At 55.4% G+C, this 1,042-nt stretch carries 1 pseudogene; it reads right to left on the bottom strand.

Annotated elements, in window-relative coordinates:
* Nucleotides 1-84: 84 nt before the first annotated feature.
* Nucleotides 85-1,042 (bottom strand): annotated as a pseudogene (locus VSX56_RS20665) (IS110 family RNA-guided transposase); the annotation flags it as partial.

Raw genomic sequence — 1,042 nt, forward strand, 5'->3', positions numbered from 1 at the left:
GTACGCTTTTGCGGCTCTCACCGTCCTTAAGACGAGATCTTCGGGTCGTTGAGCAGAAGGCCTGAACATTATCTACGAGGTCGATTACTCGCCTCTACGGCCCTTACAGAGAAAGGTCCTTCTGCTATCGATCATCCCTCAAAGAAGGGACGATAGGGTTCGCCGCGTTTGATGATCCCATGTACGGTGCGGGCTATTTTTGCGGCGATTGCGGTATACGCCTTGCGGCGCAAATGGGTGTTCTGCCGATCCTTGGCGATGTAACGCTCGAACTTGTCGCGGAAGCTGTTGGTCCTTTGCATGATGGCCACCTGACCCGCCATCCAAAGTGTCCGTCGTAGCCGGGCATTGCCGTATTTGGAAAGCTTGGTCTGGCCTCGGAATGTGCCGGATTGGATGGTTGCAAGGTCCATTCCACAAAACTTCAGAAATTGGCGGTGATGCTGAAAGCGGCGCAGATCGCCAGCCTCTGCCAGGATGGTCAGGGCATTGATCGGCCCGATCCCCGGGATAGATGTCAGCAGCCGATAGTCGTCGTTGGTCTTGAGCAGTTCAACGGCGCGGTCCTCAATCTCGTTGCGTTGGGCAATCAGGCTACGTCCTTCGCTCAACACCAACCGGAACATCCTCGCGGCATCTGAGTCCGGCGTAATGGGCAAGCCCACCGATGATTTGGCGGTCTGATAAATATCTGCAAGCAAACGTTCTTTTGAGACCTTGCGGCCGACAACCTCCCAGGCATCGGCAATGAATGCCTCTTGGCCCATGGAAGAGATAAAGTGCGGCGAGGGATAACGTTCGAGGAAGGCAAAGAACCAGTCGCTGCGTGTGCTGCGGTGAAAGCGTTCCGCCTCGGGCCAATACAAGGGCAGATAGTGGGTCAAGATGCGATGCCACAGCTCGGTCTTCGAGCGCGAGACGATGTCGTGCGTCTTTGATAACTCCTGAAGGTCATTCGTGCCGCGCAGTATTGGGTCGTGGTAGAATTGCTCGTTCCCGATTTGCATCATATGCAGGATGACCTGCGCGTCCTTTGGATCGT

Source organism: Thioclava kandeliae (assembly GCF_040297545.1).
Taxonomy (GTDB): Bacteria; Pseudomonadota; Alphaproteobacteria; order Rhodobacterales; family Rhodobacteraceae; genus Thioclava; species Thioclava kandeliae.